General features: G+C 71.7%; 19 protein-coding genes. 11 read left to right on the top strand and 8 right to left on the bottom strand.

All coding sequences use genetic code 11. The features are described from left to right. Nucleotides 1-39: 39 nt before the first annotated feature. The 3 genes from rpoB to ABXJ56_RS08495 form a co-directional block, all read right to left on the bottom strand. Nucleotides 40-3,537: a DNA-directed RNA polymerase subunit beta gene (gene rpoB / locus ABXJ56_RS08505; protein ID WP_353999249.1), complete on the bottom strand. Its 3,498-nt coding sequence runs from the start codon at nt 3,535-3,537 to the stop codon at nt 40-42. Nucleotides 3,538-3,786: 249 nt separating this feature from the next. Further along, nucleotides 3,787-5,391, bottom strand: a complete 1,605-nt coding sequence (locus ABXJ56_RS08500) for a 5-oxoprolinase/urea amidolyase family protein (RefSeq protein ID WP_353999248.1) — start codon at nt 5,389-5,391, stop codon at nt 3,787-3,789. Beyond that, entirely contained in the window at nt 5,385-6,140 is a 756-nt protein-coding gene (locus ABXJ56_RS08495; RefSeq protein WP_353999247.1) for a 5-oxoprolinase subunit PxpA, read from the bottom strand. The genes ABXJ56_RS08500 and ABXJ56_RS08495 overlap by 7 nt, the downstream gene beginning before the upstream one ends. Nucleotides 6,141-6,192: 52 nt before the next feature. Here ABXJ56_RS08495 and ABXJ56_RS08490 point away from each other — a divergent pair, with 52 nt between their 5' ends. The 3 genes from ABXJ56_RS08490 (at nt 6,193) to ABXJ56_RS08480 (ending at nt 8,180) form a co-directional block, all read left to right on the top strand. Then, on the top strand, nt 6,193-7,053 hold the full coding sequence (locus ABXJ56_RS08490) for a spermidine synthase (RefSeq protein WP_353999246.1): 861 nt from the start codon (nt 6,193-6,195) through the stop codon (nt 7,051-7,053). A gap of 76 nt (nt 7,054-7,129) precedes the next feature. After that, nucleotides 7,130-7,657 carry a tetratricopeptide repeat protein gene (locus tag ABXJ56_RS08485; protein WP_353999245.1) on the top strand — a complete coding sequence of 176 codons (528 nt, stop codon included), beginning with the start codon at nt 7,130-7,132 and terminating at the stop codon, nt 7,655-7,657. Nucleotides 7,658-7,691: 34 nt separating this feature from the next. Continuing rightward, nucleotides 7,692-8,180 (top strand): SprT-like domain-containing protein, encoded by a 489-nt coding sequence (locus ABXJ56_RS08480; protein WP_353999244.1) that lies wholly within the window; start codon nt 7,692-7,694, stop codon nt 8,178-8,180. Here ABXJ56_RS08480 and ABXJ56_RS08475 read toward each other — a convergent pair. Beyond that, entirely contained in the window at nt 8,167-8,808 is a 642-nt protein-coding gene (locus ABXJ56_RS08475; protein ID WP_353999243.1) for a 2-phosphosulfolactate phosphatase, read from the bottom strand. The two genes, ABXJ56_RS08480 and ABXJ56_RS08475, sit on opposite strands and share 14 nt — an antisense overlap. Before the next feature lie 69 nt (nt 8,809-8,877). On the opposite strand from ABXJ56_RS08475, the gene ABXJ56_RS08470 reads away from it, so the two are divergent. Beyond that, nucleotides 8,878-9,408, top strand: a complete 531-nt coding sequence (locus tag ABXJ56_RS08470) for a hypothetical protein (RefSeq protein ID WP_353999242.1) — start codon at nt 8,878-8,880, stop codon at nt 9,406-9,408. A gap of 84 nt (nt 9,409-9,492) precedes the next feature. Here the strand turns inward: ABXJ56_RS08470 and ABXJ56_RS08465 are convergent, their stop codons facing one another. From ABXJ56_RS08465 to ABXJ56_RS08450, 4 genes are all read right to left on the bottom strand, one after another. Beyond that, complete coding sequence (locus ABXJ56_RS08465; protein ID WP_353999241.1) at nt 9,493-11,004, bottom strand: ABC transporter permease; 1,512 nt, start codon at nt 11,002-11,004, stop codon at nt 9,493-9,495. Further along, nucleotides 11,001-11,819, bottom strand: coding sequence for an ABC transporter ATP-binding protein (locus ABXJ56_RS08460; RefSeq protein ID WP_353999240.1), 819 nt, complete (start codon nt 11,817-11,819; stop codon nt 11,001-11,003). Before ABXJ56_RS08460 ends, ABXJ56_RS08465 begins: the two co-directional genes overlap by 4 nt. Before the next feature lie 96 nt (nt 11,820-11,915). Beyond that, nucleotides 11,916-12,572, bottom strand: a complete 657-nt coding sequence (locus tag ABXJ56_RS08455) for a response regulator transcription factor (RefSeq protein WP_353999239.1) — start codon at nt 12,570-12,572, stop codon at nt 11,916-11,918. Next, a complete protein-coding gene (locus tag ABXJ56_RS08450; protein ID WP_353999238.1) occupies nt 12,569-13,810 on the bottom strand; it encodes a sensor histidine kinase in 1,242 nt (413 codons plus the stop codon). Before ABXJ56_RS08450 ends, ABXJ56_RS08455 begins: the two co-directional genes overlap by 4 nt. Nucleotides 13,811-14,006: 196 nt before the next feature. Here ABXJ56_RS08450 and ABXJ56_RS08445 point away from each other — a divergent pair, with 196 nt between their 5' ends. The 7 genes from ABXJ56_RS08445 to ABXJ56_RS08415 all read left to right on the top strand — a co-directional run bounded on the left by ABXJ56_RS08445 (nt 14,007) and on the right by ABXJ56_RS08415 (nt 21,213). Continuing rightward, on the top strand, nt 14,007-14,855 hold the full coding sequence (locus tag ABXJ56_RS08445; protein WP_353999237.1) for a nitrilase-related carbon-nitrogen hydrolase: 849 nt from the start codon (nt 14,007-14,009) through the stop codon (nt 14,853-14,855). An 11-nt stretch (nt 14,856-14,866) separates the two neighbouring features. Next, entirely contained in the window at nt 14,867-16,303 is a 1,437-nt protein-coding gene (gene hydA / locus ABXJ56_RS08440) for a dihydropyrimidinase (RefSeq protein ID WP_353999236.1), read from the top strand. A gap of 10 nt (nt 16,304-16,313) precedes the next feature. Further along, nucleotides 16,314-17,330: a TIGR03842 family LLM class F420-dependent oxidoreductase gene (locus ABXJ56_RS08435; RefSeq protein WP_353999235.1), complete on the top strand. Its 1,017-nt coding sequence runs from the start codon at nt 16,314-16,316 to the stop codon at nt 17,328-17,330. A 35-nt stretch (nt 17,331-17,365) separates the two neighbouring features. Further along, nucleotides 17,366-18,274, top strand: coding sequence for an ABC transporter permease (locus ABXJ56_RS08430; RefSeq protein ID WP_435404989.1), 909 nt, complete (start codon nt 17,366-17,368; stop codon nt 18,272-18,274). Next, nucleotides 18,271-19,107, top strand: coding sequence for an ABC transporter ATP-binding protein (locus tag ABXJ56_RS08425; RefSeq protein WP_353999233.1), 837 nt, complete (start codon nt 18,271-18,273; stop codon nt 19,105-19,107). The genes ABXJ56_RS08430 and ABXJ56_RS08425 overlap by 4 nt, the downstream gene beginning before the upstream one ends. Beyond that, nucleotides 19,104-19,961, top strand: coding sequence for an ABC transporter permease (locus tag ABXJ56_RS08420; RefSeq protein WP_353999232.1), 858 nt, complete (start codon nt 19,104-19,106; stop codon nt 19,959-19,961). The genes ABXJ56_RS08425 and ABXJ56_RS08420 overlap by 4 nt, the downstream gene beginning before the upstream one ends. Before the next feature lie 79 nt (nt 19,962-20,040). Next, nucleotides 20,041-21,213: an ABC transporter substrate-binding protein gene (locus ABXJ56_RS08415; RefSeq protein WP_353999231.1), complete on the top strand. Its 1,173-nt coding sequence runs from the start codon at nt 20,041-20,043 to the stop codon at nt 21,211-21,213. The last annotated feature ends 5 nt before the right edge of the window (nt 21,214-21,218 follow it).

The raw sequence follows: 21,218 nt of genomic DNA, 5'->3' as shown, positions 1-21,218 counted from the left end.
CAGTTCTCCTGTGAAGAATTCTGTTTCGGACCCGGCGGCTTAGATCTCGTCGATCGACGAGGACTCGAAGCGGCTGGAGATGTTGATGCCGAGCTCTTCCGCGGCGCGGAACGCGTCGTCATCCGTGTCACGGAGGTTGACCGCGGTGCCGTCGGCCGAGAGGACCTCGACGTTCAGGCAGAGCGACTGCATCTCCTTCATGAGGACCTTGAACGACTCGGGGATGCCGGGCTCCTGGATGTTCTCGCCCTTGACGATCGCCTCGTAGACCTTCACGCGGCCGAGGATGTCGTCGGACTTGATCGTCAGGAGCTCCTGGAGCGCGTACGCGGCGCCGTAGGCCTCGAGGGCCCACACCTCCATCTCACCGAAGCGCTGTCCACCGAACTGCGCCTTACCACCGAGCGGCTGCTGGGTGATCATCGAGTAGGGACCCGTGGAGCGCGCGTGGATCTTGTCGTCGACGAGGTGGTGCAGCTTCAGGATGTACATGTAGCCGACCGAGATGGGCGCCGGGAACGGCTCGCCGGAGCGGCCGTCGAACAGCTGCGTCTTGCCCGTCGAGTCGATCATGCGGACGCCGTCGCGGTTGGGGAGGGTCGAATCCAGCAGACCCGCCAGCTCGGACTCGTACGCACCGTCGAACACCGGGGTGGCGACCTTCGTGCCGGGGGCCGCCTCGCGGGCGATCTCGGGCAGACGGGCAGCCCACTCGGGGTCGCCCTCGACCTTCCAGCCCTGCTTGGCGATCCACCCGAGGTGGAGCTCGAGCACCTGGCCGAAGTTCATGCGGCCGGGGATGCCGAGCGGGTTGAGGATGATGTCGACCGGCGTGCCGTCCGGGAGGAAGGGCATGTCCTCGACGGGGAGGATCTTCGCGATGACGCCCTTGTTGCCGTGGCGTCCGGCGAGCTTGTCGCCCTCGGTGATCTTGCGCTTCTGGGCGATGTAGACCACGACGCGACGGTTGACGCCCGAGCCGAGCTCGTCGTCGCCGTCCTCGGCGTTGAACTCCTTGACGGCGATGATCGTGCCCTGCTCGCCGTGGGGCACCTTCAGCGACGTGTCGCGGACCTCGCGGCTCTTCTCGTTGAAGATCGCGCGGAGCAGGCGCTCCTCGGCCGAGAGCTCGGTCTCGCCCTTCGGGGTGACCTTGCCGACGAGGATGTCGCCGGGGCGGACCTCGGCGCCGATGCGGATGATGCCGCGCTCGTCGAGGTCCTTCAGCAGGTCGGGGCTGACGTTCGGGAGGTCGCGGGTGATCTCCTCCTTGCCGAGCTTCGTGTCGCGGGCGTCGACCTCGTACTCCTCGATGTGGATCGAGGAGAGCGTGTCGTCCTTCACCAGGTCCTGGCTGAGGATGATCGCGTCTTCGAAGTTGTGACCCTCCCACGTCATGAACGCCACGAGGAGGTTCTTGCCGAGCGCGAGCTCGCCGTCCTCGGTCGCGGGGCCGTCGGCGATGACCTCGCCGGCCTCGATGCGGTCGCCCGCCGAGACGATGACGCGCTGGTTGTAGGACGTGCCCTGGTTGGAGCGGTCGAACTTGCGGAGGAAGTACTCTTGCGTGCCGCCCTCGTCGAGCTGGATGGTCACGACGTCGGCCGAGACCTCCAGGACGACACCGGCCTTCTCGGCGGTGACGACGTCACCGGCGTCGATGGCCGCGTAGCCCTCCATACCGGTTCCGACCACGGGCGACTCGCTGCGCAGCAGCGGGACGGCCTGACGCTGCATGTTCGCACCCATGAGGGCGCGGTTGGCGTCGTCGTGCTCGAGGAAGGGGATGAGCGAGGTCGCCACCGACACCATCTGGCGCGGCGAGACGTCCATGTAGCCGATCTCCTCGGCGGGGATGAGGTCCACCTCGCCGCCGATCTTGCGGGCGAGGACGCGGGTCTCCTGGAAGTGGCCGTCGGCCTTCAGGGGGGCGTTGGCCTGGGCGACGATGAAGTCGGCCTCTTCGCTGGCGGTCAGGTAGTCGATCTGGTCGGTGACCCGGCCGTCGACGACCTTGCGGTACGGCGTCTCGATGAACCCGAACGCGTTGATGCGCGCGAAGGACGCGAGCGAGCCGATCAGACCGATGTTCGGGCCTTCGGGGGTCTCGATCGGGCACATGCGGCCGTAGTGCGAGGGGTGGACGTCACGGACCTCGACGCCCGCGCGCTCACGCGACAGACCACCGGGGCCGAGCGCCGAGAGGCGACGCTTGTGGGTCAGGCCCGCGAGCGGGTTGTTCTGATCCATGAACTGCGACAGCTGCGAGGTGCCGAAGAACTCCTTGATCGCCGCCACGACGGGGCGGACGTTGATCAGTGTCTGCGGGGTGATCGCCTCGATGTCCTGCGTCGTCATGCGCTCGCGGACGACGCGCTCCATGCGGGACAGACCCGTGCGGACCTGGTTCTGGATGAGCTCGCCGACGGCGCGGATGCGACGGTTGCCGAAGTTGTCGATGTCGTCGACGTCCAGGCGGATCTCGGCGGGCTTGCCGGCGCGGGTGCCGTCGAACGTCGTGTCACCGCGGTGCAGACGAACGAGGTACTTGATCGTCGCGACGATGTCCTCGACGGTCAGCACCGAGTCGGACAGCGGGCCGGTGAGGCCCAGCTTCTGGTTGATCTTGTAGCGACCGACCTTGGCCAGGTCGTAGCGCTTGGAGTTGAAGTAGAAGTTGTCCAGCAGCGCGCGGGCGGCCTCGGCGGCGACCTGCTCGCCCGGACGGAGCTTGCGGTAGATGTCGCGGAGCGCGTCTTCCTTGCTCAGGATGGTGTCCTTCGACAGCGTCTCCTCGATGGAGTCGAAGCCGGCGAACTCGGCGAGGATGTCCTCGCTGGTGAGGCCCAGGGCCTTGAGGAAGACGGTGACCGACTGCTTGCGCTTGCGGTCGATGCGCACGCCGACCTGGTCGCGCTTGTCGATCTCGAACTCGAGCCAGGCACCGCGGCTGGGGATGATGCGCGCCGAGACGATGTCCTTGTCGGAGGTCTTGTCGGGCGTCTTGTCGAAGTAGACGCCGGGCGAGCGGACGAGCTGGGAGACGACGACACGCTCGGTGCCGTTGATGATGAAGGTTCCCTTGTCGGTCTGGAGCGGGAAGTCGCCCATGAAGACCGTCTGCGTCTTGATCTCACCGGTCTGGTGGTTCATGAACTCGGCCTCGACGTAGAGCGGGGCGGCGTAGGTCTTGCCGCGCTCCTTGCACTCCTCGATGGAGTACTTCTCGGGCTCGAGGTAGGGGTTCGTGAACGAGAGCTGCATGGTCTCGCTCAGGTCCTCGATCGGGGAAATCTCCTCGAAGATCTCCTCCAGTCCGCTGATCTCGGGGACATCGGTGCGGCCGGCGGCCTTCGCCTGGTCGACGCGGGCCTTCCAGGTCTCGTTGCCGACGAGCCAGTCGAAGGACTCGGTCTGCAGCGCGAGGAGGTCGGGGACCGTCAACGTGTCGGAGATCTTGGCGAACGAGAGGCGGGAAGCTCCGCGTCCGTTCTTGAGGGTGGTGGCAGGGGTGGATGCGTTGGGCGCAGCAACCAAGGGGATTACCTCCGTGGGCCCGAGAGGGCTCGTTTCCTTGTCGTCAGGTGGAGTGCTCGATCATTCCCCGAAAACCCGCGCGTCACGCCGTACCGCGAGGCACGGGCACGCAGGCACCGCCGACCACCATATGAGGGCAGGGGGAATCCAAGAGCGCAAAGACCCACTATACGTCTCGCGACGCGCCATGTCCAGCGGGATCCTTGAAATCGATCGGATGCTGCGGTATAACTCCGCGCGCGCCGCCGATCATCCCCCTCGCGCGTGACGGAACCGCACCCGCGTCCCGGGCCGCGCCTGACCCAGCGCGTCGAGCGCGGCATCCGTCGCCACCGCGATGACGGGGTAGCCGCCCGTCACCGGTCCGTCGCGCCCGAGCACGACCACGCCCCCGCCGGGCGGGACCTGCAGGGCTCCCGGCACCATCGGCTCACTCGGCAGCTCTCCTGCGACGGCGCGGGCGAGGTCGGGTCCGACGAGACGGATGCCGACCCGATCGGCGTCGGCGGTGACGGTGAAGACCTCGGCGTACAGGGCGTCGCGCGCCGCCGCGGTGAACCAGTCCGCGCGGGGGCCGGGGTGCACTTCGACGACGAGGTCGTCGAAGCCGCGGGCGTCGAACGGGATCACCTCGCCGACCGGGATCGGCGCCTCGGGCTCGGCGCCGATCGCCAGGACGTCGCCGTCGGCGAGCACGGCGGGCCCGAGTCCGGAGAGGGTGTCGGTCGCGGAGGAGCCCAGGACGCGGGGCGCGTCGACGCCCCCGCGGACGGCGAGGTAGGCCCGCACCCCGGACGTCAGGGGCGCGATCTCGAGCGTCGCCCCCGCCGGCCAGGCGTGCGCGGCGGCGGGGTCGCACGCGTGCCCGTCGATCGAGAGCGCGCGTCCGGCCCCGGTGACCGCGACCCACGCGTCGCGTTCGGCGACGGCGCGGAAACCGCCGAGCGTCACCTCGACGCCGGCCGCGGCGGCGGGATTGCCGAGCAGACGGTTCGCCAGATGCAGCGCGCCCCGGTCGGTCGCGCCGGATGGTGAGACGCCGATGCTCGCGCGGCCGGGCCGCCCGGCATCCTGGATCGTGGAGAGGATGCCGGCGCGCTCGACGCGGATGCCGGCACCCGCGGCGCGCGCCTCGCCCGCCTGAGGCGCGGCCGCCCGGACGACGGGGAGGGCCTCGACCTCGCGGAAGCGCACCCGCCGCCCGGGTGCGAGCAGGGCGGGCGGATCGGCGAGGGGATCGAACAGGACCGCGGCGGTGCGCCCGATCAGCCGCCAGCCGCCCGGCGTCGCCCGCGGATAGGCACCGGTGAAGCCCGCCGCGAGCCCCACGGCGCCGGCGGGCACCCGCGTGCGCGGCGTGGCCAGGCGCGGGACGTCGAAGGGCCAGTCGGGGCTCTCGAGGTAGCCGAAGCCCGGCGCGAAGCCCGTGAAGGCGACCCGCCATCGGGCGTCGCGGTGACGGGCGACGAGGGCCTCCGCGCTCATGTCGAGCAGCCGCGCCGTCTCGGCGAGGTCCTCGCCGTCGTACACGACGTCCAGGTCGATCGCGGCCTCGTCGCGCTCGTCCTCCGGAGGGGTGACGGATGCCGCGGCGGTGCGGACCCATCGCTCGGCGCGTGCGAGCGGCAGGGCGCGCGGATCGACCTGGACAAGCAGCGTCCGCGCGGCCGGGACGAGGTCGATCACCCCGGACGGCGGGGTCGCGCCCAGCCGCCGGAGGAGCTCGCCGACGCCACCCGGGACGACGTCGAGGAGGAGCGCGGCGTCGCCGAGCGGTCGGGCGGCGACCAGGAGTCCGGCATCCGTCCGGGGCGGCTCCGGCGGCTGCACCGGCGCGGACGCGTCGTTCACCACGGCGCCCGCACGCTCACGCCGGCCGCGTCGAGCGCGGCGCGCACGGCGCGCGCCATCGCGAGGGCGGCGGGTGAGTCACCGTGGAGGCACAGCGACACCGCGCCGGTGTCGAGGACGCCGCCGTCGACGGCGACCACCGTCCCGTCGCGGGCGAGGCGCACGGCCCGCGCGGCGACCTCGACCGGGTCGTCCAGCACCGCGCCGGGTTCTCCGCGCGCGACGAGGGCGCCGTCGGGACGGTAGGCGCGGTCGAGGAACGCCTCGGCGAGGAACGGGAGCCCGTGCGCGGCCGCGGCCGCCGACACCGCACCCGGGAGCCCGAGGATCGGGAGCCCACGGCCGATGCGGTCGGCCCGCGCGGCGACGGCGCGGGCGAGGGCGGTCGCCTGGGCGGGGTCGGCGCGGACGGCGTGGTACAGCGCGCCGTGCGGCTTGACGTAGCGGAGGTCGGCGCCGGCGGCGAGGAGGGCGTCGAGCTGTCCCCCGATGCTCCGCTCGAGCTCCTCGGCCGGGATGCGCAGGGCCACGCGACCGAAGTTCTCCGGGTCGGCGTACGACGGGTGGGCGCCGACGGCGACCCCGAACCGCGCCGCGCGCTCGACCGAGGCGCGCATCGAGGCGGCATCCCCCGCGTGGCCGCCGCACGCGACGCTGGCGCTGGAGACGACGGCGAACAGCGCCTCGTCGTCCGCGGTGGGCACCCCCGCGATCGTCTCGCCGAGATCGGCGTTCAGGTCGATGACGGCCATGCCTCCACGGTATCCCCGCGGCCGGTCGGGAGTGCCGACTAGCGTGGTCCTCATGGGACGCACGCGGGAGCAGCCGACACCGTCGCGACGTCTCGGCGACGGCACGCTGGCCCGGGTGGTCCCCTCCGCCTACGCCGGCGGGTTCGAGCTCGACGTCGACGGCACCCCGCAGTCCCACGTCGATCTCGACGACCCGACGCACCTGCACTTCGAGTACGTCGCCCGCATGGGGGCGGTCATCGACCAGCTCCGGATGCCGGGGCAGCCCCTCACCGCCGTCCACCTGGGCGCCGGGGCGCTGACCCTGCCGAGGTACGTCGAGGCGACGCGACCGGGCTCCCGACAGCAGGTCATCGAGCTCGAGGCGGAGCTGTGGGACCTCGTGCGCGAGGAGCTGCCGCTCCCCCGCGGCGCGTCGGTGCGCGTGCGGATCGGCGACGCGCGGGCCGGCATCGCGCGCCTCCCCGCGAGCCTGCGCGGGCAGGCCGATCTGGTCGTCTCGGACGTGTACTCCGGCGCGCAGACCCCCGCGCACCTCACCACCGTCGAGTTCTACCGGGAGGCGGCGGACCTCCTCGCCCCGGACGGCGTCCTGCTCGTCAACGTCGCCGACGGTGCGGGGCTGGAGTTCGCCCGCGGCCAGGTGGCGACCGTCTCGCACGTGCTCGCGCACGTCATCGTCCTCGCCGAGGTGCAGGTGCTGAAGGGCCGGCGCTTCGGCAACCTGGTTGTCGCGGCATCCGCGCGTCCGCTGCCGACGGCCTGGCTCCCGCGGCTCCTCGCGGCCGGCCCGCACCCCGCGAAGATCGCCGAGGGGGCGGAGGTCGCCGAGTTCGCCCGCGCCGGCCGCATCGTGACCGACGGCTCGGCGACGGCGTCGCCCAAGCCGTCGTCCTCGCTCTTCGAGCGCTGACCCGGCGTGGCACGACCGGCGTTCGTCGACCGGCGTTGCACACTGGTGGGGGCCGATCGAACGGGAGGAGTGCATCGTGAGCTACATCCAGGGATACGACCCCGACACCCTCCGCGAGATCGTCGACCCGCGGCACTGCAGCGACCGCCTCGACGAGATCGGCGAGCAGCGCAGCCTTCCGGCGCTCCTCGAGCGCGTGTGGCTGCTGAAGGTGCTCGGTCGCCCCGAGGACGCCCTGTCGATCTCGGACCAGTCCGTCCGCGTCGCCCGCATGGCCGGCACCCGCAAAGACCTGTTGCGCGCCCGCATCCTCCACGCCACCGTGCTGCAGGCGCTCCGCGCGTACGCGGCCGCCGAGCAGGAGCTCACCGCGTGCGCCGACGAGGCCGAGGGCCAGGGCTGGTCGGCGATCGCCGCCTTCGCCTACCAGCACCGCGGCAAGGTCCACTACGACGAGGGCGACTTCGACAGCGCCCGGCGCGACTTCAAGCGGGCGCTGTTCCTGCGTCAGGAGTCCGGCGTCCCCGACGACCAGCTCGAGTCGACGCTGCTGGCCATCGACGCCGCCGACCGCCGCCGCGTGGTCGGCTCCGTCGCCAGCTGAGCGCGGTGTCCGAGGCCGGACCTAGCCTTCCTCCATGTCGGAACTGCATCGTGTGCGCGGGTGGGCGCACGCCCTGATCGCCCTCCATCTCGACGAGAGCTGGACGTTCGGGTTCGACAACGCCAAGCGGCGCGCCGGGCTCTGCGACTACCGCGCGCGGCGCATCAGCGTGTCGCGCTACCTCGCCGCGCGGTACAGCGACGACGAGAACCACCAGACTCTGCTGCACGAGGTCGCGCACGCCCTCGCGGGCCCGCACGCCGGGCACGGACCGCAGTGGAAGAAGGTCGCGCGCGAGCTCGGCTACGTCGGCGGCACGACGCACCACGGCGAGACCGCCGTCGAGCTCGCGCCGTGGGTCGGGGTGTGCCCCGCCGGTCACGTCGCCTACCGGCACCGTCGCGCCAGCCGGCCGACCTCCTGCGCGAAGTGCGCGCCGCGCTTCGACCCGGCGCATGCGTTCACGTGGACACGGCGGGAGATCACCCGCGCGGCACGCGACGCAGCCCTCACTCCCCGCTGATCACGGCGGCGGAGAAGGTCCCGTCGACCAGGCGCGGCGCCGCGGATGCGGCGTCCAGCGTCGCCGCGGCGAGGACCTGCTCGCGCGCCCCGTCCGCGAGGAGCCGCTGCCCCGACCCGGCGGCGGTCAGCAGGTGCCGGACCGCCGGACGCAGCCCCTGGAAGGCCGCGCACGCGGCGGCGGCCTCGGGCGAGGTGTGGTCGATGCCGAGGGCGGCGAGGGCGTCGATGATCGCTCCGGCGCCGAGCTCGTCCTCCACGGCGAAGCGGATGCCGCCCTCCGGCGCCTGCTCCCCCACCGCGATCAGCGACACGCTGGTGCGGTCGCCGCGGGTGCGCTGCGCGGCGACCACGGCCTCGGCGATCGCGCGGGCGGTGCGGAGGCTTCCCAGGAGCACTCCCGCGCCGGCGTCGACGGCGACGGCCACCACGGCCCCGGCATCCGGGAAACGCTCATCGAGCTCGGCGCGCGAGAAGGACGCTCCCGCCTCGAGCGCGTCCGACGCGGCGGTGCCGGCTCCGAGCACGTCGACGACGACGACGAGGTCGGCCGGGGCGAGACGGGCGAGCCCCGCGAGACCCCAGTCGAAGCGGACCTGGTAGCGATGCTGATCGAACGATGACGACACCCCGATACCTTACGATCCCCCTCGCCGCCAGCGGGTCCTGACGATGACGCCGGATGACAGACTGAGCGCATGCGGGTGCTGCTGAAGTTCACCATCGACTGCGATCCGGATGCCGCCTGGCGGGCGCTGCATTCCCCCCGAGCGGTGTCGGAGCTGTACGGGCCGATGGTCGACATGGAACCGATGTCTCCCGAAGGCCTCCCGACGACGTTCTCGCCCGGCGACGACATCCCGGTGCAGTTGACCGCGCTCGGCGCGATTCCGCTCGGCCGGCAGCTCATCCACGCTTCGGAACGGATCGTCGACGAGCCGGCCGGCCGGGTGCGGATCTTCCGCGACAGCGGCATCCCGCTCACGGGGCCCCTCGCGGCGCTCGACGTGTGGGACCACCAGATGGCCGTCTCGCCGGTTCCCGGCCGCCCCGATCAGGCCCTCTGGCGCGACCGCCTGGTCATCAGCGGGGCCGCCGCGCCGGCCCTCTGGCCGATGCTGTGGACGGTGTGGCAGTGGCGCGGCGCGCGGATCCGCGCGCTCGCGCCGACCTGGGCCCACGACCCGGCGTCCGATCGGGCGGCGGAGGCGGCATCCGACGAGGACTGAGTCAGCCCGCGCGCGTTCGAGTGACGGCTGTGGCCGCCTCCCGACGCAGGAAGCGGCCACGACTGCCACCTGAACGGCTCCGGGTCAGCGCCCGGCGGGGCTCAGCGTGCTTCGCGCACCGCGGCGACGGTAGCGACGGATGCCGCGCGGACGGTGCGACTCGCGTGGAGCCGGCGCTCCCCCGTCCTCGCGCAGCGCCTCGACGGGGGTGACGTTCGTCGCGAGCCGGGTCGGTGCGACCGCGGCGAGCAGGGTGAGGACGGCCGTGGCGATGACGATGACCGCTACCGGCCCCCACGGCACCGCGGGGAGCACGAAGGTGGGCGTCGACCAGGACGGCGGCATCGGGATCGCCCCGAACAGCGACTGCGCGGCGACCCAGCCGTAGAGGATGCCGAGCACGAGGCCGGTGACGGTCGCGGTGATCGTCACGTGCGCGGCCTCCAGCAGCACCAGCCGACGCACCTGCGGATCGGTCACGCCGAGGGCGCGGAGGAGTCCGAGCTCGCGGCGGCGCTGCAGGATCCCGAGGGTCAGGAGGTTCACCAGCCCCACCGCGGCGATGACGGCGGCCACGGCGACGAGTCCCATCATGATGCCGCTGAAGGTGTCGAGGAGCGCCGACAGCTCCAGGGGCGCCTCCCCGCCGCCCGACGTCGCGATGACGCTCTTGGTCGTCTCGCCCGCCACGCCGAACATCGTCACGAGGGCGACCCCCATGACGACGCCGATGGTCATCCGGCTGGACCGCTCGGGGTGGCGGAGGGCGTTCTCGGCCGCGAGCCTCGCCATCGCCGAGCGCCCGAACAGCCGGCCCACGGCGCGGAGCAGCGGCGGCATGAACAGGGTCGAGGCCCCGGCGAGCCCGGAGAAGGACAGCACGCCGCCGAAGAACGCGACGACCACACCGAACGGGGTGACGAAGCCGATGAGGATGCCGCCGGCCAGCAGCGCGAGCCCGCAGACGAGCAGGACGATCGCCCCGAGGTTCCGGGTCCGCCGGGCGCGCTCGTGCGTGTAGGGCTGTTCGACGGCGCCGCCGAGCGCCTGCAGCGGGGTGACGGTGAGGACCCGCCGCGAGCCCGCCCACGCGGCGGCCCACGTCGTCAGCGTCACCGCGACCGCGGGGAGGACGAGCACCGGCTGCACGACCGGGTAGTCCACGGACGGCACGCCCAGGACCAGCTCGGCCACCGCGATCCCGAGGGCGCTGAGGCCGATGCCGGCGGCAAGGCCGATCAGCGCACCCCAGAGGCCCGCCGACAGACCCTGGCGACCGATCTCGGACCGCTGCGAACGGGCCGAGGCGCCGATGAGGCGCAGGAGCGCGATGCGACGCGTGCGCCCCGCCACCACGGTGGCGAACGTGTTGGCCGTCACGATCGCCGCGACGTACAGCGCCACCCCCAGAAGGAGCGCCGAGAGGATGCCGAGCACGAGCGCCAGGGTGTCGCTCTCGCCGATGAAGGGGTCGGCGCGCAGGAGCGCCGCCAGGTATCCCGTCGCGCTCAGGAGCACCACGCCGAACGCCGTGGAGATCGCCGCGACGAGGATGCTCGCCCCGGTCCCGCGGCCCTCACGGACGCCGGCGCTCACCGGAGCGCTCCGGCGGAGGCGGCGGTGCCGGCGGGCGCGGCGTCCGTCCGCGTCTCCGCACCGGACTCGGCGGCGAGCATGTACGCCGAGATCTGCTCGGCGGTCTGGCGCGGCTTGTCGGCGACGAGATGCCCGTCGGCGAGGAAGAGCACGCGGTCGGCGTGCGCGGCGGCGACCGGGTCGTGGGTGACCATGGCGATCGTCTGGCCGTGCGCGCGGCTCGCGTCGGCGAGGAGGCGCAGCACCTCCGCGCCGCTGCGGCTGTCGAGGTTGCCGGTCGGCTCATCGGCGAAGACGAGGTCGGGGCCGGTGGCGAGGGCGCGCGCGATCGCCACGCGCTGCTGCTGACCGCCGGAGAGCTCGTGCGGGCGGTGGTGCAGGCGCGAGGAAAGACCGAGCCGGTCGACGAGGTCGTCGATGCGGCCCCGCTCCAGGGCCGTCGGCGCGCGCCCGTCGAGGTCGAACGGCAGCAGGATGTTTCCGAGCGCGGTCAGGGTCGGGACGAGGTTGAAGGACTGGAAGACGAACCCCACGCGCCGCCGACGGAGGATCGTCAGCTCGAGGTCGCTGAGACCGGTGATCTCGGTGTCGCCGAGCCACACCTCGCCGCCGGTCGGTGCGTCCAGGCCCGCCATGATGTGCATCAGGGTCGACTTGCCCGACCCCGACGGTCCCATGATCGCGGTGAACTCCCCGCGTCGGATCGCCACGTCCACGCCGTCGAGGGCGCGGACCTCGGCCGAACCGTCGCCGTAGGTCTTGGTCAGTCGGTACACACGGGCCGCGAGGCCCAGCTCGTTCATCGTCGTTCGCATGCTTCGACGCTACGAATCGGCATCCGTCCACCGCGTCGGTCGCGGGTCGCATCCGCGTACTTCGGAAGGATGATCTCCGCGGCCTGCGACCGTCTGCTACACCAGGGCGTGGTCGAAGGCGAAGACCACCAGCTGCACGCGGTCGCGGAGGCCGAGCTTCGTGAGGATGCGGCTGATGTGGGTCTTCACCGTCGCCTCCGACAGGAACTCGCGCGCGGCGATCTCGGCGTTGGAGAGCCCCCGGGCGGCGAGGGCGAAGATCTCGCGTTCCCGGTCGGTGAGCTGCCCGTAGGTCTCGGGGACGGCGGGGGCCGGTCGCGCGGCGCCCGCCCCGACGTGGGCGAAGAGCTCGCGCGTCGCGGAGGCGGCGATGACGGCGGATCCGGCGTGAACCGTGCGGACGGCGGCGAGGAGGAACTCCGGATCGGCGTCCTTCAGCAGGAACCCGCTCGCGCCCTGCCGGATGGCGCGCGCCGCGGCCTCGTCGAGGTCGAACGTCGTGAGCATCACGACCCTCGGTGGGGCGTCGTCGCGCAGGAGCTCGGCGGTGGCGGCGAGACCGTCCATCACCGGCATCCGGATGTCCATCAGCACGACATCCGGTCGCGTCGCGCGGACGACCGTGAGCGCCTCCGCCCCGTCGGAGGCCTCGCCGACGACCGCGAGGTCGGGCTGCGAATCGACGAGCATGCGGATGCCGGCGCGGAAGAGGGCCTGATCGTCGACGAGGACGACGCGGATGGGTGCGGTCATGGTGCTTCCCGGGAGAGGGCGGTCGAGGCGGAGGAGACGGGGAGCACGGCACGGACGGCGAAGCGCGGGCCGTCGGCTCCGGCGTCCACCTTGCCCCCGACCAGCTGCGCGCGCTCGCGCATGCCGATGAGGCCGTGCCCGCGCGGGAGGTCGCCGCCGGGTGCGGCGTCCGTCAGTGCCGGCGGGTGGACGGGCGCGGCGATCGCGTTGTCGATCTCGACCTCCACGCGCTCGGGCAGCCAGCGCAGCCGCACCTCCACGGGGGAGGAGTGGTCGCCGTGCCGGAGGGCGTTGGTCAGCGCCTCCTGGACGATGCGGAAGACGGCGAGCTGGATGCCGGCGGGTGGGTCGCCGGTGGGCATCGGGTCGACGTCCACCCGCAGGTCGACGCCGGCCTCGCGCACCTGGGCGTAGAGCCCCTCGAGGTCGGCGAGGGTCGGCTGCGGGCCGTCGGACTGCGAATGGCGCAGCTGCGTCAGAAGGAGCCGGACGTCGGCGAGCGCGTCCCGCGCGGTCGCCGAGATGGTCGCGAGCGCCGCCGGGGCGGCGGCAGGGTCTGCGGCGGCGGCGTACCGCGCACCGTCGGCCTGGGCGATCACGACGGCGAGGGAGTGCGCGACCACGTCGTGCATGTCGCGGGCGATGCGCACGCGCTCGGCCTCGGCGGCGGTCTCTGCGCGGGCGACCTCGCGCTCCTGCCGCGTCTCGCGGGCGCGGCGGGAGGTGCGCACGAGCGCGCCGATCGTCCACGACAGGCCGAGTGCGAAGACGGCGGCGACCAGCACGACCGCGGCGACGGGGAGGGTCTCCCAGCTGACCGGAGCCCCGCCGGAGAGCGGGCCGACGAACAGGTACACGGTGCCGATGCCGGCTCCGGCGACCGCGGAGGCGAGGCCCACCCAGAAGACCTGACGGGTTCCGTACGCGGCGGCGGTGTACAGCACCGCGAACACCGCGGCATCCGAGAAGCTCGGAGGACGCCCGAAGCCCATCTGCAGCACCGCACCCGCCCACGCCGCCCCGAGGGCGATGCCGGGCGCGACGCGCCGGACGGCGAGTGCGGCGGCGAACACGAGTGCGACGGCGATCCCCGGGACGGCGGCGAGCGTCGTCCCCACGCGCTGCTCGAGTCCCGCCCACGGCACGATCTGGATCTCGACGGGCAGCGCGATCGCGAGGAAGCCCACCGCGATGACGACGTCGATCACGACCGATCGGACGGGCAGCGCACGGAACACCCACCCCACGCTATGCGGTCGCCCTCCCCGCGGCATCCGTCTCCCGATGTATCCCACCCCTCCCCCTCTGACGGGGGCGCACGCGGGACCCATTGCCGCGGGTCCCGGGAGGCTTTACTGTCGCGACACAGGCCGAAACCGACGGGAAACGTGTTCGCGTCAGGATCAGGTTTCGGGCACGGCGGACGGAGAGACGATGACGACGGTGCGTGCAGCCATCACCCAGACCACCTGGACGGGCGACAAGGCCTCCATGCTCGACAGACACGAGGGCTTCGCCCGGGATGCTGCGGCCGAGGGCGCCCAGGTCGTGTGCTTCCAGGAGCTGTTCTACGGTCCGTACTTCGGGATCACGCAGGACAAGAAGTACTACCGCTACGCCGAGCAGGCCGACGGTCCGATCGTGCAGCGCTTCGCCGCCCTCGCGAAGGAGCTCGGCACCGTCATGGTGCTGCCGATCTACGAAGAGGCCGAGACCGGCGTCTACTACAACACCTCCGTCCTGGTGGATGCCGATGGGACGGTCCTCGGGAAGTACCGCAAGCACCACCTCCCGCACCTCGACCGGTTCTGGGAGAAGTTCTACTTCCGCCCCGGCAACCTCGGCTACCCGGTCTTCGACACCGCGGTCGGTCGCGTCGGGATGTACATCTGCTACGACCGCCACTTCCCGGAGGGATGGCGGGAGCTGGGTCTTGCCGACGCGCACATGGTGTTCAACCCGAACGCGACCAAGCCGGGTCTGTCGAACCGGCTGTGGGAGGTCGAGGGACCGGCCGCCGCCGTCGCGAACGGCTACTTCGTGCTCCAGCCCAACCGTGTCGGACGCGAGGACAACGAGTACGGCGACCTCGCGGTCGACTTCTACGGCACGAGCCAGGTCATCGACCCGCGCGGCGACTTCGTCGGCGAGCGCGGATCGGGCACGGAGACGGAGGTGCTGATCCGCGACCTCGACATGGACATGGTGCTCCAGATGCGCGACGACTGGCAGTTCTACCGCGACCGCCGTCCCGACTCCTACACCCGGATCGCGAAGCCGTAGGGAGAGGGCACATGACCACGACACTCATCACCGGCGGCACCGTCGTCTCGGCCACAGGGCGCGGCCTCGCCGACGTCCTCGTCGACGGCGAGACCATCGTCGCCGTCCTCCAGCCCGGCTCCGCGCTCCTCGGAACGGATGTCGCCGCCTCGGTCGACCGCGTGATCGACGCGACCGGCAAGTACGTCATCCCCGGCGGCATCGACGCCCACACCCACATGCAGCTGCCCTTCGGCGGCACGTCCGCCAGCGACACGTTCGAGACCGGGACGCGGGCGGCGGCGTGGGGAGGGACGACGACGATCGTCGACTTCGCCGTGCAGACGTACGGCGGGAACGTGTTCGAGGGGCTCGAGCGCTGGCACGAGCTGGCGGCCGGCAACTGCGCGATCGACTACGGCTTCCACCAGATCATCGGCGGCATCGACGACGCCTCCCTCGCGGCGATGCCGAAGCTCATCGACGAGGGCATCTCGAGCTTCAAGCTCTTCATGGCCTACCCGGGCGTCTTCTACTCCGACGACGCGCAGATCCTCCGGGCGATGCAGGTGAGCCGCGAGACGGGGCTGCTCACGATGATGCACGCCGAGAACGGCCCCGCCATCGACGTCCTCGCCGCCCAGCTGGTGGAGCAGGGCAGGACCGACCCGTACTTCCACGGGGTCGCCCGCGCCTGGCAGATGGAGGAGGAGGCCACCCACCGCGCGATCATGCTCGCCAACGTCACGGGGGCGCCGCTCTACGTCGTCCACGTGAGCGCGAAGCAGGCCGTCGAACAGCTCGCGTGGGCCCGCGACCGCGGCCAGAACGTCTTCGGCGAGACGTGCCCGCAGTACCTCTATCTGTCGCTCGAGGAGCAGCTGGGTGCGCAGAGCGACGAGTGGGGCGCGTTCGAGGGCGCGAAGTGGGTCTGTTCCACGCCGCTGCGCTCGCGCGCCGAGGGTCACCAGGACCACATGTGGCAGGCCCTCCGCACCAACGACCTGCAGATGGTCTCCACCGACCACTGCCCCTTCTGCATGAAGGATCAGAAGGAGCTGGGCCTCGGCGACTTCCGGAAGATCCCCAACGGCATCGGGTCGGTCGAGCACCGCATGGACCTCATGTACCAGGGCGTCGTCACCGGCCGGCTCACCCTCGAGCGCTGGGTCGAGCTCACCTCCACGACCCCGGCGCGCATGTTCGGCATGTACGGCCGCAAGGGCGTCATCCAGCCGGGGGCGGATGCCGACATCGTCGTCTACGACCCGAACGGCCACACCTCCATCGGGGTGAACAAGACGCACCACATGAACATGGACCACTCGGCGTGGGAGGGCTACGAGATCGACGGTCACGTCGACACCGTGATCTCCCGCGGCAAGGTGATCGTCGACGACGGCGCCTACCTCGGCTCCCGGGGCGACGGACGCTTCGTCAAGCGCGGACTCACGCAGTACCTGACCTAAGGGATCCCGCATGGACTTCGGAGTCGTCCTCCAGACCAACCCGCCCGCCGCCCGCACCGTGCAGCTCGCCAAGCTCGCCGAGGCGCACGGGTTCAGCCACGTGTGGACGTTCGATTCGCACCTCCTCTGGCAGGAGCCGTACGTCATCCACTCCGCGATCCTCGCCGAGACGAACCGGGTGACGGTGGGGCCGTTCGTGACGAACCCCGCCACGCGGGACTGGACGGTGACGGCATCCGTCTTCGCCACGCTCAACGAGATGTACGGCAACCGAACGATCTGCGGGATCGGCCGCGGCGACTCCGCGGTGCGCGTCACCAACGGCAAGCCGGTCACGATGCGGGAGCTGCGCGAGTCGATCCACGTGATCCGCGAGCTCGGGAACTCGCGACCGGTCGAGTACAACGGCGCGACGATCCGGTTCCCGTGGAGCCGTGGATCCGCGCTCGACGTGTGGGTCGCCGCCTACGGACCGCTCGCGCTGAAGCTCACCGGTGAGGTCGGCGACGGGTTCATCCTGCAGCTGGCCGACCTCGACATCGCCGCCTGGATGATCAGAACCGTGCGGGAGGCCGCGGCGAACGTCGGCCGCGACCCCGACTCGATCGCCTTCTGCGTCGCGGCTCCGATGTACATCGGCACCGATCTCGCCCACATGCGCGAGCAGTGCCGCTGGTTCGGCGGAATGGTCGGGAACCACGTCGCCGACATCGTCGCGAAGTACGGCCACCACGGGGAGGTCCCCGAGGCGCTCACCTCTTACATCGCCGGGCGCCAGGGCTACGACTACAACACCCACGGGAAGGCCGACAACGATCACGTCGACTTCGTCCCCGACGAGATCGTCGACCGGTTCTGCATCCTCGGCACCGCGGACGAGCACATCGCCAAGCTCGAGGCGCTCCGCGCGATCGGCGTCACGCAGTTCGCCGGTTACCTCCAGCACGACAACAAGGAGGAGACGATGCGGGTGTACGGCGAGACCGTGATCCCCGCCCTCCAGACCCACCTGACGGCGAAGTCGTGACCTCGGCCCCCGCCAGCAGCCCGACGCGCTGGAGCATGCGCCGCCAGGGCGAGCTGCGCGGGTGGGTCGCGGCCGGGTGGGGCGCCCTCGGCATCCTCGCCGTCCTCCTCCTCTGGGAGGTGTACAAGTTCCTCGGCCCGGCGGAGGGCGTGACGATCGGCGCGGTCGAGGGCGAAGCGGGATCGGGGCTGCTCATCCTCCCGCGGACGCACGACCGGGCGATGCCGCACGTGTGGGACATGGTCGCGCGCCTGTTCCAACCCACGAGCGGCGGCGACACGCCCCCGCTGTACATGTCGGTGATCTCCGCGGCGCTCGTCACGCTCGGGATCGCCGCCGTCGGCTGGCTGATCGGCGTCGCCGTCGGGGCGCTCCTCGGGCTGCTGATGCAGCGCTGGCGGCTGGTCGAGTGGGGGCTCCTCCCCTGGATCGTGGTGAGCCAGATCGTGCCGCTCATCGCCTTCGCCCCGGTCGTCAACGCCATCGGCATCCAGATCGATCGCGGCGGGACGCCGTGGCCGCAGTGGCTGTCGGTGGCGATCATCGCGTCGTACCTGGCGTTCTTCCCCGTCGCGATCGGGGTGCTCAAGGGGCTCGGCTCACCCGACCGCATCCACCTCGACCTGATGCGCACCTACGCCGCCGGCTACTGGCCGACGCTGCTGCGCCTGCGGCTTCCCGCCGCCGTCCCCTACCTGCTGCCGGCGCTCCGCCTCGCCGCCGCCAACGCGGTGCTCGGCGCCGTCGTCGCGGAGGTCTCGATCGGTATACGCGGCGGGATCGGACGGATGCTGATCCAGCTCGCCGGTCAAGCATCCAGCGACCCCGCGGCTCCCTGGGGTCCGACCTTCGGATCGATCGCGCTGGGGCTCATCGCCGCCGGCTCGGTCGCGCTCATCGGGCTGGCCCTGGCCAACTACCGCAGAGGAGAAGCCGCGGCATGACGACTGCGCACACCCCCGCCCCGGGCGTCCCCGCCCCGGCATCCGCCGAACCCGCCGTGCGCGCCACCGGCGTCGGGAAGGTGTTCCCCACCAAGACCGGCGAGGTGGTGGCGCTGACCGGTGTCGAGCTCGAGGTCGCGGCGGGCGAGTTCGTCTCGCTCATCGGACCGTCCGGATGCGGCAAGTCCACGCTCCTGCGCCTCATCGCCGACCTCGATCAGGCCACCAGCGGTGACCTGCGCATCTTCGGCAAGCCCGCCGGCAGAGCGCGGATCGACGGCGACTACGGCATCGCGTTCCAGCAGGCGGGCCTGCTGCCCTGGCGGACGGTCGCGGCGAACATCGCCCTGCCGCTGGAGCTCCACGGCACCGGCAAGGCCCAGCGCGCGGATCGGGTCGCGGAGCTCGCCGAGCTGGTGGGTCTCACCGACTTCGTCGACCGTTACCCCGACCAGCTCTCCGGCGGCATGCAGCAGCGGGTCGCGATCGCCCGCGCCCTGGCCTCGCGGCCGAAGCTCCTGCTGATGGACGAGCCGTTCGGCGCCCTGGACGAGATGACCCGCGAGTACCTGCAGTCCGAGCTCGCCCGCATCGCCGTCGAGACCGGGGCGGCGGTGGTGTTCGTGACCCACTCGATCCCGGAGGCGGTGTTCCTCTCGGACCGCGTCGTGGTGATGAGTCCGCGCCCCGGCCGCATCACCGACGTCATCGTGACCGACCTGGGCGATGACCGTGACGAGGCCCTGCGCGAATCCCCCGCGTACTTCGCCCACGTCACCGCCGTCCGCGAGGCCCTCCACGGCGCCCCGGTGGAGAGGGCGAACGAACGATGACGGCACCGGCACCGGTCTCCGCCCCGGCATCCGACATCGTCTCGGGCCTGGATGCGGGAAGCGCCCCGCGACGGGGCACGCGCCGGGGTGGACGGGCGCTGCCGGGATGGCTGAAGGTCGTCGCCCCCGTCGTCGTGGGTCTCGCGATCCTCGCGGCCTGGATGTTCTGGGTCGACGTGCTCGGCACCGCGCCCCGCATGCTCCCGAGTCCGATCGCGATCGCGGCGGAGTTCGTGCTCCGGTGGAACATCATCGCCGACGATATGGCGGTCACCGCGACCAACGCGCTCGTCGGACTCGTCGCGGGGTCGATCATCGCGATCGTCCTGGCGGCGCTCGCGGCGACGATCCGCCCCATCGACGGGATGCTCGCCCCCCTCGTCTCGGCCCTCGCCGTGATCCCGATCGTGGCGATCACCCCGATCCTCAACACGATGTACGGCGCCTCGAGCCAGTTCGGCCGGCAGGCGGTGGCGACGATCGCCGCGTTCATCCCCGTGTTCGTCACGGTGCTGCGCGGATTCCGGCAGACCCGCCCGGTGCACCGCGACCTGCTGCGGGCATCGGCGGCGTCGCGCGCGCAGACATTCCGGTTCCTCACCCTCCCCACGGCCCTGCCGTACCTCATGACGGGCCTCCGGATCGCGAGCTCGCTCGCGGTCATCGCCGCGCTCGTCGCCGAGTACTTCGGCGGCCCCGCCGACGGCATCGGCACCGCGATCGCCACGTACGCCAAGTCCGGGCGCGCCGCCCTCGCCTGGGCGTACGTCGTGGGCGGGATGCTCATCGGCCTCGCCTTCTACCTCATCACCTCCCTCCTCGAGCGCTGGGCGACGCGGCGATCGCCCGTCTGAGTCCGCTCCCTCCGCACCTGCACCACTCCTGCACCACTCGCACCTGCACCACCCCTGCATCACCCGAGAAAGGAACAGCATGAGACACAGCATCCGTCGCACGCTCACCGCGGCATCCGTCGTCACGGTCAGCGCGCTCGCCCTCTCCGCCTGCGCGGGATCGTCCGACTCCGGCACGGGCGGCGACTCCGGCGACGGCGAGACGATGACCTCGGTGTCGCTGCAGCTGCAGTGGCTGCCGCAGGCCCAGTTCGCCGGCTACTACGTCGCCCTCGACCAGGGCTATTTCGAGGACGAGGGCTTCACCGACGTCGAGATCCTCCCCTCCGGCGGCGACATCGTGCCCCAGGACGCCCTCCTCGCGGGCGAAGTCGACTTCGCCATCGCATGGGTGCCGAAGGTGCTCGGGAGCCTCGAGGCCAGCGGCGCCGAGCTCACCGACATCGCGCAGGTCTTCCAGGACTCCGGGACCCTGCAGGTGTCGTGGGCCGACAGCGGCATCGAATCGGTCGCCGACTTCGAGGGCAAGCGCATCGGATCGTGGGGCTTCGGCAACGAGTGGGAGATCTTCGCGGCCATGGCCGAGGAGGGCCTCGACGCCTCGACCGTCTCGATCGTCACGCAGGACTTCAGCATGAATGCGCTCCTGGACCGCGATGTGGATGCCGCGCAGGCGATGACCTACAACGAGTGGGCGCAGATCCTCGAGGTCGTGAACCCCGAGACCGGCGAGCTGTACCAGCCGGAGGACTTCGACGTCGTGTCGTACCAGGACACCGCGGGCGCCATGCTGCAGGACGCGATCTGGGCCGACACCGAGCGCCTCGAGAACGACCCCGCCTACGCCGACGCGGCGGTGCGCTTCCTCAAGGCCGTCATCAAGGGCTGGGTCTTCGCACGGGACAACCCGGAGGAGGCCGCGCAGATCACCTACGACGCCGCGATCAACGCGGAAGCCGCCTTCCCCGTCGGCCCCACCCACCAGCTGTGGCAGATGAACGAGGTGAACAAGCTCATCTGGACCGGGGGCGAGTTCGGCGTCATCGATCAGGCCGCGTGGGATCAGACGGTGGCCGGCGCGCTCGCCGCGGTCAACCAGGACGGCCTGAACCTCATCACGGCCGAGCCCCCGGCATCCGCCTTCTCGAACGAGTACATCGAGCAGGCGCTCGCCGAACTCCAGGAGGAGGGCGTCGAGGTCGCCGGAACCTACACCCCGATCGAGGTGACCCTGACCGAGGGCGGCCAGTAGCCCCG

Source organism: Microbacterium aurantiacum, from assembly GCF_040532595.1.
GTDB classification, from domain to species: domain Bacteria; phylum Actinomycetota; class Actinomycetes; order Actinomycetales; family Microbacteriaceae; genus Microbacterium; species Microbacterium chocolatum_B.
Note: the sequence above shows the minus strand (reverse complement) of the source record. Positions and strands in the feature narration are given on the sequence as shown.